The 17,453-nt window shown below is 55.3% G+C and carries 10 protein-coding genes; all 10 read right to left on the bottom strand.

Annotated elements, in window-relative coordinates; all coding sequences use genetic code 11:
• Window positions 1-298: 298 nt before the first annotated feature.
• Window positions 299-4,189, bottom strand: a complete 3,891-nt coding sequence (locus ABIE20_RS01430) for an autotransporter domain-containing protein (RefSeq protein WP_429502179.1) — start codon at window positions 4,187-4,189, stop codon at window positions 299-301.
• A 45-nt stretch (window positions 4,190-4,234) separates the two neighbouring features.
• Complete coding sequence (locus tag ABIE20_RS01425) at window positions 4,235-5,296, bottom strand: fimbrial protein (protein WP_429502177.1); 1,062 nt, start codon at window positions 5,294-5,296, stop codon at window positions 4,235-4,237.
• A 212-nt stretch (window positions 5,297-5,508) separates the two neighbouring features.
• Window positions 5,509-8,025, bottom strand: a complete 2,517-nt coding sequence (locus ABIE20_RS01420) for a fimbria/pilus outer membrane usher protein (protein ID WP_429502175.1) — start codon at window positions 8,023-8,025, stop codon at window positions 5,509-5,511.
• Between the two features lie 107 nt (window positions 8,026-8,132).
• Window positions 8,133-8,882 carry a fimbrial biogenesis chaperone gene (locus ABIE20_RS01415; RefSeq protein ID WP_429502173.1) on the bottom strand — a complete coding sequence of 250 codons (750 nt, stop codon included), beginning with the start codon at window positions 8,880-8,882 and terminating at the stop codon, window positions 8,133-8,135.
• A gap of 67 nt (window positions 8,883-8,949) precedes the next feature.
• The gene (locus tag ABIE20_RS01410; RefSeq protein ID WP_429502171.1) at window positions 8,950-9,486 is read right to left on the bottom strand and encodes a fimbrial protein; all 537 of its coding nucleotides are present in this window, start codon (window positions 9,484-9,486) and stop codon (window positions 8,950-8,952) included.
• Window positions 9,487-9,907: 421 nt separating this feature from the next.
• Window positions 9,908-12,298 (bottom strand): ATP-binding protein, encoded by a 2,391-nt coding sequence (locus ABIE20_RS01405; protein WP_429502382.1) that lies wholly within the window; start codon window positions 12,296-12,298, stop codon window positions 9,908-9,910.
• Between the two features lie 2 nt (window positions 12,299-12,300).
• Window positions 12,301-14,685 carry a hybrid sensor histidine kinase/response regulator gene (locus ABIE20_RS01400; RefSeq protein ID WP_429502169.1) on the bottom strand — a complete coding sequence of 795 codons (2,385 nt, stop codon included), beginning with the start codon at window positions 14,683-14,685 and terminating at the stop codon, window positions 12,301-12,303.
• 8 nt (window positions 14,686-14,693) lie between these two features.
• On the bottom strand, window positions 14,694-14,951 hold the full coding sequence (locus ABIE20_RS01395; RefSeq protein ID WP_429502167.1) for a helix-turn-helix domain-containing protein: 258 nt from the start codon (window positions 14,949-14,951) through the stop codon (window positions 14,694-14,696).
• Window positions 14,952-14,954: 3 nt separating this feature from the next.
• Entirely contained in the window at window positions 14,955-15,359 is a 405-nt protein-coding gene (locus tag ABIE20_RS01390) for a response regulator (RefSeq protein ID WP_429502165.1), read from the bottom strand.
• 437 nt (window positions 15,360-15,796) lie between these two features.
• On the bottom strand, window positions 15,797-17,122 hold the full coding sequence (locus ABIE20_RS01385; RefSeq protein ID WP_429502163.1) for an EAL domain-containing protein: 1,326 nt from the start codon (window positions 17,120-17,122) through the stop codon (window positions 15,797-15,799).
• Window positions 17,123-17,453: the final 331 nt, after the last annotated feature.

The raw sequence follows: 17,453 nt of genomic DNA, 5'->3' as shown, positions 1-17,453 counted from the left end.
GTACAGTACATCTCTCACCCATGCCCACCCGAAGGCCCACTGCCTAGGACTACTGCTCGATATCGAGCCGTATCGAATACAGGCAGTTATTGGCTCCATCTGGAATCACCAACTCCTCGCCGACTCGATAGATTGGCCCAACCAGCTCGCCGCTCATTGCGTACAGACCGTTATCGACAATTTGAAAGCGCTGCACTCCCTGGTCATTAAGCACAGCGCGCCCCTTTTCTAGCCGGCTCGCTTTCGCTGCCGAATTCACCAAACTGGAAAAGCTCGGTGCGTAGTCGGCCCGATTACTTCAGAACGCCCACACGCCAGACAACGAAATGGACTGATCACGCATACCAGGCGCTCGTTCAGTCATGTAATCCAGTCCCATCGACAGGCCATGCTTGGTTTGAACGCTGATGTTTCCGTTCACCCTCAAGATGTTCCGCTGTAAAGGCCGCCCAGCGATGGCAAATTCTTCGCCGTGGGACTGGAACTGCATGTCCGTCTGGGTGGAAACATCCGAAAGGGCATGCTTCCAGGCTGCGCCGGTCTGAAAGTTAACCGTCACCTTCTCGCTAAGTTGAACAGGATAATTAACCCGCGCACCCAGTCTGCCGGCATAGACTTCTTGAACATCGCGGTAACCTTTCAAAGAGAACAGCTTTTTTTCCTCGGAAGAACCAGAAAGGTCATGACGCGTATATGAGAGCCCGATGTAGGGCTCAACACTCGCTCGACCCAAGTCCAAGCCGTAAGCCAGTTCCGTGAAGAGTTGAAGTGTGGTGCCATGGTAGCTGGCTTCAGGTGTCGAGACCTGGTCTTTGTAATAAATCCGCCGCTTGGTAGAGACATCGTGCCACGCCACATTCGCACCCTGACTCGCAGTCCAGGCGTCAAAGCGCTTGGCGCCATAGATCCCAAGGGAGTAGGTTTCTACATCGGCGGATGCGAGTGCTTGCGATATCGAGGTCTTCTGATAACCACCGAACACACCAACGCTGATGTCCTCTACCTCCACGTCAGATCCGAGAACGAAGCCCTGGCTATTGCGACTCAGGCTGGCAAGACCACGGGTGCTTTGCTCCGAGCCCTCAGAACCGAACATGTGCCCCCAGGCCCCTGCCCCCACCAAGCCCTTGCGAGTTTCATATAAACGATGAGTGACCGACGCTTGAGTATGAGATGAGCCGTAATCCAGAACCGTGGCAATGGTCGGATGAATTTCTCCTGGCAGGGAGGTCGAAAAAGCCATGAACTCGGAACGGGACATCCCCAGCACAACTCGGTTTTCAAGTGTCAGCAGCCCAGATTCGCCGTCGCCCAGAAAGCCTTCGCTGAGAGGGTTCGGGGCTGCAGCAGTAGACATGAGCGATTCTTCAGGTTGGGGGGGAGCCGTTACCGCTAGGGCTTCAGGCTGCACAACACTCGGAGCCTCTACTACCGGGGCTGGTGTTTGCGCCACGCTTGGAGCCTCTATTACCGGCGCTGGTGTTTGCGCCACGCTTGGAGCCTCTATTACCGGCGCTGGTGTTTGCGCCACGCTTGGAGCCTCTGTTACCGGCGCTGGTGTTTGCGCCACGCTTGGAGCCTCTACTGCAGGCGCTGGTGTTTGCGCCACGCTTGGAGCCTCTGTTACCGGCGCTGGTGTTTGCGCCACGCTTGGAGCCTCTATTGCCGGCGCTGGTGTTTGCGCCACGCTTGGAGCCTCTACTGCAGGCGCTGGTGTTTGCGCCACGCTTGGAGCCTCTATTACCGGCGCTGGTGTTTGCGCCACACTCGGCGTCTCTACAATCGGCGTTGGTGTTTGCGCAATGACTTCAGGTGCCACGGCCGACGGAAGCAGTTGTGCACAAGCGGATTTGCCGTTTTCCCCCTCGCACAGGTCGGCAGGCCTGACATCATTACGTAACAGCAATAAGGCCACGTCGCTAGCCCCATATTTCAAGCTGGGTTCAAGGAAAGAAAAATTTGACGTAACGTTATCAAAGCTTCCTATCACACCGTGTTGTGCTGACAGTACTAAGTACTGGGTTTGGAAGCCGTAATCACCCGCTTCGGCATTGACTTGAAGTTCGCCGCCTCTGATATACGCGGTACCGCCCGCATTGATGCTATCGCTCAAAGATGCTGGATTTACCTCCACCTTGTACATCGCTCCCTTATTGAACGTCACGTCTCCCATCACGTTCAACGTTCCGATGGAGTTTCCAGGGGCTACGGCGGCACCGTGCTCAAGTGTTATCGACCTGACGCTCCCAGAACCGTACACGAAAGCACCATCGTTGACATGGACGTCGACGGCTGACATCACGCTATTGAGCCCCAACCCGCCGCGGTTAACCTCAGCTCGCCCTTCCATGCTCACTAAGCCGGTCAGGCTCAGTGAGCCGCTTCCCGCTTTTACGAGTGTACCAGAGCCGTGTATTTCGCTGCCGAACACCCGGTTGTCACTCCTATTGAACTCCACGATCGACTCATTGTGAACAGGTTGATCTATCCACCCCCTGTCAGTACCGTCACCAATCTGCAAGATGCCTTCTTTTACCATAGACATTACAGTATTGTTGCCGCTCAACACTAGGCGGCCAGGGCCACTCTTCAATAGCGGCCCGCCCGAGGCATTACCGCTGTACGTAAGAGTCGAGTTTATGTTGGCTACATCGATAGCGGCACCACTTTTACCCTCCTCAGCGCCGATCAACAAGTCGGAGCTGAACGCTTGGGTATAGATATTCGAATTGAGGTTCTCAGCAGCACCATCAAAATATAAAACTCCCCCGTCGATACGAACTTCACGCGATAAGGCGTCGGCGGCTTGCTGAAGGCTCAGGTCTAGGAGACCGCCTATAATATAGTGCCTGACCGTGTCTTTTTTTTCTTGCACAGCGGTAAGGTCGACAAACGCGTCGAAATAAGCGTTGTACCCACCTCCTTGCCCCTCCACCCGGTTGCGTATAGATTTCGAAGGTGTTCGCAAATAATCCGTGTAGGCATTTGCGAAAACCCTACTCGTATTGACACTCGGGTGAAGGCCATCCTGGGTGAGGTATCGATCTTCCTTGGCATCTCGAGCATGCTTGCACTCGGCTACTGCGTCGCACGACAATTTCAGACTTCCATCGATACCATACAACTCTCCCTGCCCGGCGATATGCCCCAGCATTTTGAATGTATCGAATAGTGTGACCGTCACCCCCGGGTGCCGCAGTAGCGTGTTTAACACCATGGGCGTCGTGCTGGCATTAATGTCGTCTGTTAAGTGTGAAATATTAGTCCATGCACTTTTAGCGTCCCTCGCAATGCCGAGATGCAGCCCGTTTTGCTCGCCTTGGCGCCAATTCAGAAGTGTCGGCGTCAGCCTGATATCCGGGATATTTCCGAACAGGATATTTTTTGCACCTATGTGTATCACATCGACCAGAAGCTTCTGCCTACTTTCTGCCACTTCTCTTCTCGCGATGGTTGTCTGCCTAGCACCAGTGTAGCCCTGTTCAATAATGTCATTACCACCTGCCATGATAATAGCTAAGTCATCGTTGCTGAAAACACCACCGCCTTCACTGAAACGCAGGGGTTGCTCCGAAATTTTATTTATCAACGTAATATTTCGCTCACTCATCCTGCTGAGCACAAAATTTATGGCTCCATCAGCCATGCTTCTAAAAATCCATCTACTGCTCGTGGGCAACTTCTCAATGAACCCGCTCACCGCTTGGCGAGCGATGGTTTTCTGAATATCCTTGCTGGCACCCGGAAATGTCGAACTCAGCTTACCACCGCCTTGTGCCATATTCACATGAGCGTCATTTCTTATGAACTGCTTACCACCTTCACTTTCAACTTCAACTTTCACGTCATACCCAAAGGGAGAAAAAGTCTCTGACCAATATATGGGGTTCGCGTTAATGATCGGCTCATTCAATAGCTGCTGAGCAAAATTTCCAGCTCCCGGCGTGAAAGGCGCGCCTAGCGGCAGTGTTACAGGCAGGCGGTTAGCGAAGATATTTTTAGTGATATTACCCACGTCGAGTTGGCTATCACCGAACATCACAATACGCGAATACTTTTGTTTGACGACTGCTCTGTCCACCTCGGGAGGATTCAGCTGAACGTGATCCTCTGCCCTTGCCAGGTCGTAAACGACACAGAGCGTGGACGATGCGAATAGCGTAAAAAATATATTGGCTTTGACTTTCATACCTGCTCCTTTTTTATTTTTATCACCGCGGTGGCGTACTACCTGTTACTGATAGATTATCGTGAAGGTCGCCGAAGCCTTGGCAGGACCTGGGGTCACTTTGCTTTCGGTCTGCAGATAACGGGCACGCAGGGGAATGGCATAGCTTGCTTCAGTGTTTCTCAGAGTGAGACCACTATCCCGAACTGTTCCTAGAGGCAATGGGCTGTTGTTGGTCGAGGCGATCTGGACACCCACACCCGTTGCGGCGCGCGCCCCAGCCGTGGGTGCGGATTCGAGACGTAGTACACCGTTATTCGAATTGATCGCAGGCAGGAGTGGATCTATGCGAAACCTCAACATATTTTTACTCGCCCCGTGAAATGCAGGACAATTAGTTAAGTTGATTGAAAAATCGACCCACGGTGCGGCGCTATTGTTGCCGGTGAAAATCTTGGTCATGTTTGCCCCCATATTAACTTCCACTGGAGTTGCAAGGCAGGTTTTTGACGCGACCGTAACATTCGCCTCAATTGAGAGCACGAACATCCTCTTAAGATTTGCACGCCCAACACTATATTCTTGAACAATGTTTGGCAGATCAATGAGCTGACCCGGCTCTGCGTGAGCAGTTTTAATTAATACGATTTTTAATCGCGGATCCTGAGTCGGTACACATTTAGTATTAAGCTTACAGCTATCGCCATTAATCCCCATAAAATTCCGGATACTCCAGATTTCATTATCAGGGAAAGTCGCTCCAGTCCAAAAATTTACAATAGCGAACCCGATTCCCGCCACATTAGTTTTGTAGACGTTACGGTATCCGGCGACTGAACCCGGAACTGCGGTTCCCGAAATGCTCGATATAATATCTACGGATCCGTTCCGCGTAAAAGTACAAGTTAGGCCGGTGGAAAAATTTCTACTAGGCTTGAAATCCTCACTGTAGATCTCGCTCCCCACTGGCACATCGCGCCCGACGGTAAGCCCTGACACCTTTAACACCATGTTTTCTTTCACGACGCCGTTTGCGAGTTCACACGTAGGATTAGCCATCGCTCCATTTGCCAGCGCGCCCACCGCAACTAACAACAACGCAGCTTTAATCCAAACAGAACACCTCATAATAAAATCCTCTGGACGTGAACATTCACATCGTTGAACGCCCAATAACTGCCAAACATAAAACACGCAGGCCTGGCCGGAAACTTCCCAGTGTTATCCCCTGTGTCGCCCTGCCTCTGCCTTCAATGAGTGGGTACACGTGTCGTCAAACTCACCGTGCTCGAAGATAACTGCGCCCTGGCACGCGGCCGCTTCAACTAGAAGTGAGCATTTCACAAAGGAATCTTTCGAGTGTCAGGCAGAGCGCTGTCAGCTACCTCCTTACCGGCTGCACAAACAGCGTCCAATTGTTGGAGCTGTTGCTCCTTGTCAGGTGCGGGGGGAATCACCAGCGCGCAACGTTGCAGCGCCTTGCTTCCCCAGTTGACCAACAACTGCCGGGTCTCGGGCTTAATCCGCGCATACAGTTGCCCGCCCTGCCCTACGGTGCCCACCGAAGTACCCTCGCCGTCCACCACGCTGGCGCCAAACGGCAAACTGCTGCCATCATCCAGGCGTACATTGAGCAATACCGCACGCCCTTTGGTGGTGGTGTATCGCAGGCGCACCACGGCACCAGAACGTGGGGCCACTTGCTGACTGGTCTCGTTCAGCTCCACATCCAGCGAACTACCAATCGGATCAATGCCCACTTCATTGAGCTGATAAGGACGCAGGTAAGGCACCACGGCATTGCCGCTGCTATCCAGCTTGAGACCTGGATAGCCGGCTACCTTCGCCCCTTCGGCGCCTGCCGCGCTCACGATCGCCATGGTTTCGCCACGATAGGGTGTCAGCGTCAAGCCGTCGGAATGGGCAACCAACGTACCACTGGCTCCCAGCGACATACTGGTGTAATCGGCACCACGTCCCAAGGAAGCGTTTAGCATGGTCCGAGCGCCTGTGTACTGGCCGTTGACCGAAGCGCTTTTCGTGCGGCTCGCACCGTCGTGACTGAAATTCGCGCCGTAACCGAACTGACGGTTTTCACCGGCGGAGCCATTGATCCCCACCTGCTGATCGAAATTGCCTTGTGCATCTCGGCCGATTTGAGCGGTCATTTGCGGACTGAAGACCGAAGCGCCAAACTCCAGCGGCATGCTCACTGTCAGCAAGAAGCTGTTTTGCATATCGCCCAGCCCACTGCGACTGCGATTGGCGTTAAAACTGAAGCTCACCCGGTCGAACTGCCTGCTGTAGCTGAGTTGGTACTGCACATCGCTGCCTGGCAGGTTCCAGTAATTCTGCGTGAAGCCGCTGACTGCTAGCTGCCCCCATGGGCCCAGGCTTTGGTCTGCGGTAATAGAAAAGCGGCTGCGCGGGCGCCCGAGCTGACTCACATCCTCGCCACTCTTCTCAGCATCCAGCAGTTGCAGCGCATTGCTGAAGTCTAAGTAGTTATGAGTGGAAAACCGGTAGGCTGCCACTGAGAAGTTGCTGCCAGTGCTGAGGAGGTTCTTGTTATAAGACAGCCGCAGGCTTTGGCCTCTGGCGGTACCACTTGCCAGTGTCGTCTGGGCATGAGTCATGTCGGCGGCCATCGCGCCAATAGGGGTATCAAACGCCAGGCCCGAAAGTACCGCCAGGTATTCTTCGCTCGACTGTACGCCTGCAAAGCCTGTGAACGTGTTGTTCAGGCCATATTGCAGCGTACCTTGCAGCAGATGTGCCTGTTCGTTGAGGTAGCTGTCTCTGGTTTGACCGGCAGTGAGGCTGAAGCGCGAGGTACCAGGCCGTAGTAGTTGGCTGACCGAAGCGTAGGGAACGATAAAGCTCTGCTGGCTACCGTCCGCTTCGAGCACGCTCACGTCCAGGTCGCCCCCGTAGCCTGTGGCATACAGGTCATCGATGACGAAAGCACCAGGGGCTACAGTGGTTTCCATCAGCACATTGCCGTCCTGGCGAATGACCACCCGCGCATTGGTCCGCGCAATACCGCGAATGACCGGCGCGTAGCCGCGCAAGGAGTCAGGCAGCATGCGATCATCACTTGCGAGTTGCACGCCGCGGTATGACAACGTATCGAAAAGTTCGCCGCTGGTGTTGGATTCGCCAACCGTCAATTGGCTTTTCAATGTGGTGACATCGCGCTGGGCATAGCTGTTAAGCGCCTGGTAGTCATTTCCCCGGTGTGACTGCCAGCTCATCGAACTATTATGACGCAGGCGCCAGTCACCCAGGTTGAGGCCGGCATTTAGCCCCAGGTAAGCAGAGTCTTGGTCGCCAGTGCGCGTATGGTTGCGATTGCTGTTGAAGTTGTAACTGAGCAGGCCGGCAGTGATACCGCGGTCCCACAACTCCGGGCTGACATAACCCCGTGCATTACGCTTGAGTGAAACTTGAGGAATGCTGAGGTCGAGCCTTTGACTGTCGGGCGAGAAACTCGCAGTGGCGCCTGGTACCAAACGCCCCAGTGCTGGGCATTCCTCATTGTCGAGGGCCAGGATAGCCTCGGCCGCCAGCTTGGTCATTTCCACGCCTTGACGTTCCAACAGCGCCCGGCTCATGCAAACCTGGGGGTTGCGACCATCGGGTTGAGACTCAATGCGAATGTCGTGACGAAAGCTCAACTGCCCGTTGAGCACCACATCAGCGCGGTAAACTCCCGGCATCACGGGGTTACCTGTCTGGTAAGCGCCAATATCCAGGTCGCGCGAGCCCTCAGGCAGGAATGCATCGTTGAATTGCACTTCCTGGGCCACTACGGACGGACCACAGCAGGCGCCGAGGATAGTGAACAGCGCCTTCAACAGCGAAGCCGCTAGCGGATCCAAGGCGAAGTGAGGGCGCTTCCCCGACAGAGGCCCGGGAAGGGATGGCTTATGCATAAGTGGCTCGCGCTTAAAATCGTACAGGATTACTTAGAGCTGATTGCCTTGCTGACAGGAACCAGAGCGCCATAGTCATTGATGGCATTGAACTGGACGCGAGCGGCAGCTCCCGGCCGGGCTTTCAGTGCTGGCAGTGGAAAAGCACGCGTCTCACCTGGCGCGATCATCCCGTCCTCGCTGCGCTCACGCTTACCGCCATCGACGAGATCAAGCTCTATCAGCGAGACATGGAAGGCCGACGGATTGAATGCCTGCAGCTCCCATCCTTGGCCATTGCGGGCAGGCACCACATGCCACTGCACCTGTTCAATTGCCTCACTGGCTGTACCCGCCAACTTCTCTGGTCGGTAGAACAACTTGATCCGCGAACGAAACGCCATCTGGAGAGTATTCAGATCACCCTCGCCCTGCGGCTTGGGCGGGATATCAAGCACGTTAAGCCAGAACACCGACTCTCTGTCTTGCTCCATCGCAGCGCCGGTGAACATCACCCGCAGTGTTTGCCCCTTACCAGGATCGATACGCGCCACAGGAGGCGAGATCAAAAACGGGGCCTTGGACTGCGTAGGCGTCGATTCAACATTGCCGGTATCCAGCCATGACTGGGTCAATGCGGGCTGTGTGCCTGCATTGTCGAGCTTGACCGTGATCTCCTTTTGACCAGCCGGGTAGATCAGCCGGGTACCGGTAATCACTACGCCCGCAGATGCCTGGGCGGCTGCGAGCCCTGCCAAGCCCACCAAAAGCAGACGCTTGAATGTAACTAAGCGCATCATGGAATTGTCCCGTTGCCGCGAGGACTCGCCCGCTTGAACTTAAAGCGTGCGAGTCCTTTGTTGCGACTTACTGATAATTGATGGAGTAAGTCACGGAACTCACCACGGTGCCGGGGCCGGTAGCCGCTTCCGCAAAGTATTGAACCGCATAAGGCAGATCGGCCGACAGGCTCTGCTTATCGAGATCAATACGGCTGGTAGTGGTAATCTGGTCGCCGCTTCCCGCTTTAATCGGTTTACCATTAGCGGCATCGACCAGTTGCAGTTGAACCTTAGTGGCCGTACCCGAGTTCTTCAGGTTACCGCTTTTCGGGTCGACGGTGCCGCCGGCCTCGAAAAATGCAGCTGCAGTCTTGAGTGCGGTAGAGCAATTACTGAGTTTAATATTGAAGCCGGTCTGACCTGCAACTTTTCCAGCTTCAGCCAGCGCAGAAGTTGCAAACGTTGGCAGGGTGACGACCGAAGTGCCACCGCCGTTTACCGAGACCTGGCAGGTCTCTGCCTTAAGCTCGCCGTTGAAATTGATAGTGCCATCCGCAGCCATTGCAGCGGAGGTAGTGGTAGCAGCGACCAGCATGGCAATAGCGCAAGCTGTATAGTTCATGTAAAGACTCCGAAACAACCATATTCATAATTTAAGTGGAGGCCTTTTTAGCGGAGACACTCCTGTTGTGTTGCAGGCGAAATACTAGAGCTGCTCCCACACTCATGAAATAGGAGCGCTCCTAAAAACAACGACTCGAAATATTGAACAAATGACGCCTCTCGCCGATACCCGTCGATAACGTCGCTCTTCAATAGGACTGGTCCCAAAAAACCGGATAACTCAAACTTTATGGTAGGTTTTTATGAATTGTCGCCATGCAGCGAACGTGAAAAGCCAAAAAATGAGGAGCGGGTGCCGTTGCGCATAACTTAACGAGTTGCGCATCAGTATTCCCAGGCTGTTCTCCACGCACCATGCACCTCTTGCCGGTGCGCTTCATACAAAACTGAGTCAGGTACGGGTGCGCGCGGCGACGTCTCTAAGAGGCGGGCATGTATCCAGGTGCTTGAGCGACGCGGCATAACTCAGCCCACTGCGTGAGCAGCACACGCAGCGGCGGTACCAGGGCCTCTGCAGGCCAATCAACGCTGTCCTTCAACAATTGATCGATCAACTCGAGGGTGGGGATAAGGCGCGCAAAGTCTTGCGGCTGCGCAATGCGCCATTGATGCAGAACCTGCGAAGCTCGACGACTGTCATGCATCGCCAACGCTTCGACGAGGTTACTGACATGCGTGCGCAGCTCAGGGGAGAACAATGTTCTCTCGGCGTTTTCGACGTGGCTGGACAATTCGGGCGTCAGCGGTAAATCGCACCACAGCGCGATGATTTGCTCCAGCTGACCTAACTGTACGGGCTTGGTCAGCAGGCCGTCCACCCCGGCATCGAAACAGTGCTCCAGGCCTTCATGCCCCGCAGGCGTCCCCAGGGCGATGAGGGGGCAGGACGGTCGCTGCCGTTGATGTTGAGATTCGCGAAACGCCTCGACCTGGCCTAGAGGGCCACCCCCCTCCAGCGAGTCCCAGTCCAGCAACGTCAGGCTAAATGCGTGCTCACGAAAGAGCGCCAGGCCCTCCTCTGCATCCTCCGCCAACAAGGTTTCGCAGCCTAAGCGCCGGAGTAACTCGACCAACACCTGCCGCTCTACGCTCGGCTTCTCGACCAGCAGTACCCGCACACTCGTGGGGGGTGCAGTGTCCGCCACCACAGCATGTATCTCCTCGCTGCCGCACGCAGTGGCGACACGTGGGGCCAGCACCAGCGGCAGAGTCATGTCTATGCGCGTGCCCTTCCCAAGCTCGCTGGCCAGCGTTAGTCGGCCTTTCATCAGGCTTACCAACCGACGACAAAGCACTAAGCCCAGCTTCGTGCCCCCCATGCGACTGGTAGAATGGTTGAAGCGCCAGGACGGTCGAAACAGGGAGCGCTGTGCTTGCTTGGACAGCCCCACGCCTGTGTCAATGACACGGATACGTAAATGGTCGGTACCACCCCCACCGCTCAACCTCCGCAATTGCACCTGGACCTTTCCGCACTCGGTGTACTTGACTGCATTGGCAACCAGGTGGCGTACCACCTGAGTTACACGACGCTTGTCCAGCAACAGACACGGTAACTGGCGGTCGCCGGTAATTGTCAGGCCAATGCCTTTTTCCTCTGCAGACTGCCGGTAGCTCTCGACCACCTCATCGGCAAGCGTCCAAAGGTCCGTAGGCTCGGGGTCAAGTTGAAGTTTTCCGGCCTCCATCTTGGAGATATCAAGCACATCATCCACCAGACGCAGCAAGGTATTGGCGCCGCTGTTGACGAGATTGGTTAGTTTGCGCTGGTGGTCATCGAGCGGTGTGTGCTGCAGCAATTCCACCGCAGCCAGAACGGCGTTCATGGGCGATCGTACTTCATGACTCATCACCGCCAGGAACATCGCTTTTTTCCGCTCGCCACGTGCGGCACGTACACTTTGAACCCGGCTTTGCCAGACTAGCATCAGCAGCAATAACACTATGGCCAGCAGAAACCACAACTCCGATTCGTAATGTTCGGCAATGACTTGAACCGTTGGAATATCGACATTCAGTTCGGCCAACCAATCGTCGCAAATCCCCTTGCGCTCATCTGTACTAATGGAGGCCAGCACCTTCTCCAAAATGGAAAAAAGCATGACATCTGTATCGCGCACGGCCATGCTCACCCCCCGATGCAACGAGGGAACCACTCCGGAAATCTGCAACACCCCTTTGTATTGGCGTGACAAGTAGGGAATGACCAACCATTCGGAAGCAATGGCGGCATCGGCCCTTCCGTCATTGACCATCGCTAGCATGTCCACCGCGTTTTTTGCATCGATCAACGTGACGCCGCGAATCTGGCTGCTCAAAAAAGCGGCATAGCCCTCACGACCAAGCATGACCAACCGCTGGCCGGTCAAATGCTCCAAGCCCACAAAAGGCTGGTCGGAAAAGCGACTTACGAGAATGGTCGAACTGGTATTGTAGGGCTGCGTGTAAAGCATACCCTGGTCCGCCTTGGGGTCGACGGACGTACGGCGCGTGGACAAGACATCGACTTCACCACTGAGCAGCATGTCTTTTCGGGCACTGCGAGTGGTAGTAATCACCGGTTCAAATTTCAACCCGGTGCGCTGTGCGATCAGTCGCAGATATTTGGCTGACAGTCCTCGCAGCTCACCGCCGCTCATGTATTCAAATGGCTGCAAGTCGTCAAAGACCCCGACCCGTAGGACTGGATGGGCCGCGATCCAGTCCCTCTCCTGCTGGCTCAGGTTCATCGGTATCGGCTCGATTTCCGCACAGGCGCCACCCCTGCCACCAACCAATGCCAACGCAAGCCCCCCCACCAGAAGCAGCATGTTCACGACTGCCCCCTCCAGGTAGTCAGTGACAGTTGCAGCACATCCGGTGACATACCGTCGCTCGAAGCGTGCCAATGTCGAACGACTGATTGCAGTGCCTGCGCGTATGCCGGGTCATCCCAACCCCTGCCGTCGCGCAGCAGTTCCTCCATATGCCCTGCTGCGTAACCTAGCTCCGACCACCCCATGATCAACGCCGCGCCCCGCACCCGATGGGCGAAGCGCAGTGCGCAAGCACGCTCACATAGCGCCACGGCCTGGATGAGGCACCCCAGGTCAGCGGCCATTTCCTCGCTAGCTTCGGCCGGTAGCCAAGCAGGTGAAGCCGCAATCGGCGAGGGCAATGTCAGGTTGACATCGCACCAGCGCTCGATGAGCTCACTCAGTTGTCCAAGGCGGATAGGCTTGCTAAGCACCCCATCCATTCCTGCCTCCTTGCAGCGCCTGGAATGCGGGCCACCAGTCGACGCGGAAATCGCGATGATCGGGCAACGCGTGCGCATGAGCTGCGACTCGGCAGCGCGCAGCTCGCGAGTCAGGCTGTAGCCATCTTGGTCGGGCAGGTCGCAGTCCATCAGGATCAGGTCGTATTCACGCTCTTCAAACAAAGCCTTCGCCTGCGCAGCGTCAGCCGCGATCATCGGGTGACAGCCCAGTCCATTGATCTGGGCCAGCAGCACTTCCTGGTTGGCGCGTGTGTCCTCCACGACCAGGATCCATAGTCCACTGTGGGACAGCGGCGTGAGTATGCTGAACGCTTTCGGCATTTCCTCCGTTTCAGGAGCGTTGGCCGCGGGCAGACAAATAGTGACAGTGGTACCAACCCCCGGTGTGCTGTCGAATGTCATGAATCCTTGCATGGCAGTTACCATCTGCTGGCATATCACCAAACCGAGCCCTGTGCCACCAAACTTCTTGTCAGGCAGGGCTTGCACATAAGGCTTGAACAACGATGCTCTTGCCGACTCGGACACGCCATCGCCCGTATCGCGGACTACGATTCGCAAACACTGGGCCTTATCTTGCGAAGACACTAGGCTCACCGTCACCTTCACGCCGCCGGCTTCAGTGAATTTAATTGCGTTGGACAGAAGGTTGTGGATGACCTGCGTCAGGCGTGAGCCGTCAAGCAGCAGCAGGGGCAAACGTGCAGGGGCATCCAGCTCGAGTTCCAATTCCTTTTGCTGCGCCCGTAAACGATGCAAACCCACCACCGCATCCAACAATGCCCCCACTTCGGTAGGCTCGACTGCCTGCTGTCCAGTCAGTCCCGGTTGTGATGTTTCCAACACGTTCAAACTGTCATCCAACACGTGCCGCAATGCGGTTATGCTGCTGTTGGCCAAGTTGGAAATGTGCCGCTGCTGAGTATTGAGCCGGGTATGTAACAACAGCTCCATCGCGGCAAGTACGGCATTCATGGGTGAGCGAAGCTCACGGTTCATGTGGCGCAGGAATCTCGCTTTGTGCCGCTCGTTATGCACCGCTCTGCGCCAGTGGCGATAGCCACGAAACACAAATACACACAAGCCGGCAAATGCCAGGATCGCCAGGATCAGGACATGAAAATAGTGGCTGCTTATGCTCAATAGCGTGGGCGTATCCACGTTGAGATCCTGGTACCACCTATCGTACATCGCCTTGCGTTGCGCTGGGGAAACGGCCCCCAGCACTTTCTCAAGAATCGACACCAGTAGCGCATTGTCCGCGCGAACGGCCATACTCACGTCCAGCAGTTGACTCCCAACCACCCCGGATATCTCCAACACCCCCTGAAACCGCCGGTACAGATACGGCATGAGAAACGTTTCGGTGGCGACCACTGCATCGGCGCTGCCATCCGCCACCCTGCTCAACATTTCCTGCGCCGACATGCTCTTTATTAGGTGGGCATGAATTGACCGTTCGCTGAACATTCGCGCGTAGCGCTCAACATCCGGGATCATTACGGTCTTGCCCTGCAACTGATCGAGGTCGAAGATGTCTGGGCGATCGACACGCGTTACAATAATCGGGGAAGTGGTGTGATAGACAAGCGTTTTGATCGCCGGATTGCCAGGCTGGGATTTGAACTGCAAGTGGGAAGATAGTAGATCGACCTGGCCCTCCAGAAGCATTTGATCACGCACCGACACGCTTTTACCCGGCACGTACTGGAATTTAAGCCCGGTGGCAAGACTGACGAACTCTAAGTATTGTTTTGCCCGCCCGTGCAGGACGGCCCCTCTGAGGAACTCGAAAGGTACCAGGTTCTCGTCTACGCCCACTCGCAACACTGGATGCTGGGCGATCCAAGCGCGTTCCTCCGGGCTTAGTTCGATTGAGCTGGCCTGAATCAGAGGTGCCGCCACTATCAGCAACCACAGCATCAGCCCCTTGCGCACATATCGCGTCATGGCGGGCTGATAATTTTACTGAGTTTGAACAGTTCGTTGTTCGACGTCACGCCAAGTTTGCGAAACGCCGCCGCTTTCTGAGTACTGATGGTCTTGAGACTGCGATTGAATTTCTTGGCGATCTCACTCACAGTCATCCCCGCCAGATAACAACGAATAACCTCTTGTTCTCGGCTGCTGAGATCTGCCCGGGCGAAGGCGTCTGACGTATCCGTGCCCTGCTTTGGCGGGTCGCTGGTAACCGCTTCAGCCAAACGCTATGTCATCTCCGTGCTGAGGTACGCCGCACCGGAGGCCACTTGTCGTATCGCCTTGAGCAACTGCTGCATGTCCTCTCCCTTGCCAACGAAGCCGCGGGCACCGAGACGCATCGCCAGGCTCACGGTCGCTGGATCGTGGTGCGCGGACAGCACCAGGACCTGGCAACTGGGGTATTTGACCCGCACAGCACGAATTAGGGATGCACCATCCAGTTCGTCAGGACCCAGGGAGAAATCCAGAACCAGCAGGTCCGCGGGGGCTTTTGCCAGCCCGCCGATAAGATCGCGACTCCGTCCATATACACCAACGACCTTCAGGTCCGCTTCAGCCGCCAGCGCATCGACCAGCCCATGCCTGACAACTGCATGGTCATCTAATAACGCAATACGTATAGATTTCATCGCGTTTTAACTCACTCAAGCCAGCACGTACATCGCTGTCAAAAAATAAACACAAGCAACACAACGCACAGTTCAGACTAGTATAGCCACAGTTGCAAATGGGCTAGCCGGAGCACAAAAAACGTTTCACTTTCCCTGCCCCTTAAACGTTACGCATCTCACAACTGAATTTGCCTGCGTCAATCGTCCGTCTGCCCACCTCGCCAAACCACTCCATTCACCATTTCAACCTTCTCCAACCGTACGCGAGTGCTTTGTCATCGGAGCAAATGGCCCCCGCCACGCTCCCTAAGAACGGCGACGGCGTGCGTTGGTAGGTAGCCACGAGCCTCACGCCGCGCAGTCCGTTATTTACCTCTACGGGAACGGGTATGCCCAGGGTCGACGAGTTGGATGTTTTTTATCTAGGCTGAATACTTCGCGGCGGCGCTCTTTAACTATTTTTGTTTTCTCATGAACATCATAAAGTCATCGAACTCCATGGGATGCGCCAACGCATACCCTTGGCCAACTCTGCAGCCTAAACGATACAACAGGGGAATCGTCGACTCATCTTCGATACCTTCTGCGACTAAATTAAACTTCAGTAGCCGCGCCCAGTTGACAAGACCGCTGATGACCTTGCCCGAGGATGAACACTCTCCAAGGGCCCGGACAAAAGATCCATCAATTTTCATTTCATCGAATGAAACATTGACCAGCAGGTTCATCGTCGCCGCCCCAACGCCAAAATCGTCTAGTGACACCTGGAAGCCTTTGGCTCGAATGGCGGTCAACGCTGCAGATAACAAGAGCTCATCGGGCTCTGGCACGTCTTCGGTCAGTTCCAGCTTCAGCAAACGGGCTGGCAAACCTACCCCATGCATGCGCGCTGCCAGCCGCTCGGCGAATTTCGGCGTACAGAGTGTCTTTGCCGAAGCATTGACGGCGATGGGAATCCCGAAGTTCTCGCGCTTGAGCGCGAGCATGACCCTGACCGCCCACATTTCCACCAAGCTGAACAACAGCAGGTCCAATCCCAGTCGGTTGACCAGCGGGATCATGATAGAAGGGGGGATGTCACCTAGCCGGTGGTGCTTCCAGCGTATTAATGCCTCGGCCCCGACAACGCGCCGACTCAAAAGATCGAACTGTGGCTGGAACACGAAACGCAGTCCCTCCCCCGTGGTGAGTGCACTGATCAGTTCTTCTTCGGTCAACAACTCGAAGTCCGCCTGGGCGGGCCCTGAATCGAGTTTGGTACGGATCAGCAGCGCCGCTCGTAAGGCATCATTCAAGACCATTGCCCCCTCCCGATGCAGGATTTCCACATGAATACCTGCCGCCTTGGCCAAGCGCGCGAGGGAATCCAGCGCAGTCATGGCTACCCCGCCCATGCACTCGATCCCTGCCGTCTGAACTGTTGCAGGCAGTCTAGAGCCATAGTTGACATCACCGGGGCAAGTCGCGGCGATCATTGACGTTTCCCCCATCCAGAACAGGCTGGGCAACTGCTCCAATTTACCGTTTTTATGCATTCGATTGAGCACGCTCAGCAACATCAAGCCTGCATCACTTTCAGGACAAATTTGGCAAACGATGACATCGACCGGACCGTTGCTCAAATATACTTCGACCTCGCCCAGTGTAACGAAGCTAGCCACAGGCGTAATACCGCTAGCCATAAGCATACCCCTCATACGTTGAGCAGGGACTGCGCCCACCGCTAACATAATGACGCGCAATGCTGCAAACGTACTGGGCGCAATTACATTCAATCGCATGAAATAGTTTCCCGGTTTTGCTGTCTCCAAATAAGCTTACCAACCCTGGCACAAAACAAAATAGGACTGGGACTAAAAGAAGCCTGTAACTTCCGCCGAGCGGAGCGCGCGGATTGGTCATTTACTCACCCGCTGTTGGCCGTTCTGATCGCCGTTCGTTGACAGTTTCGTATAGGACTCGGGTAGAAACAGACCCAAAACGAGCGCTCGAAAAATCAGACTGGTCCTATAGGCAACCCCGGGTAAAGCTATCGACCACCATTATAAGTCACGCGCCGAAGCGTGACCTGCTCCTATCTGAAGGAGTTCACGATGAATTTTTTACGTTTAT

It is taken from the genome of Pseudomonas sp. 2835 (assembly GCF_050435905.1).
Taxonomy (GTDB): Bacteria; Pseudomonadota; Gammaproteobacteria; order Pseudomonadales; family Pseudomonadaceae; genus Aquipseudomonas.
This window is presented reverse-complemented; position numbering and strand designations above follow the sequence as displayed.